Genomic DNA, 460 nt, shown 5'->3' on the forward strand with positions numbered 1-460 from the left:
GAGGAACACAACCGCCTGACAGCTCAAAACACTGTTGATGAAGCCAAAACCAAACGGGAATTGGCCCAAGTGACACGTCAGATCGACCGTATCATCGACGCCATTGCCGAGGGCATGTTCCAAGGGAGCATGAAAGCGAAGCTGGACAGTCTGGAAGCCCGCAAAGCAGATCTGGAAGCGGCTCTGGCCAATGCAGATCAGACGACGCCGGTGTTGCTGCACCCTAACCTCTCCGACGTATACCGCAGAAAAGTCGCAAACCTGACAGAGGCTCTGAACGATCCCGAGACCAAGGCAGAAGCGACCACCCTTATCCGCTCTCTGCCGGAAGAGATCCGGCTGATCCCTAATGCGGACGGCCCCATGGAGATCGAGCTTGTTGGCGAGCTGGCTGGTTTGCTGGCCTTGGGGCAAACAAAAACGGCCTCGAAGCTTGCTGCGTCAGGCCGTTCTGTATCGC

General features: G+C 57.0%; 1 pseudogene. It reads left to right on the forward strand.

Annotation, left to right across the window (positions count from 1 at the left end):
• Positions 1 to 460 (forward strand): annotated as a pseudogene (locus PJL69_RS20270) (recombinase family protein); the annotation flags it as partial.

It is taken from the genome of Shimia sp. MMG029, assembly GCF_027947445.1.
GTDB lineage: Bacteria > Pseudomonadota > Alphaproteobacteria > Rhodobacterales > Rhodobacteraceae > Shimia.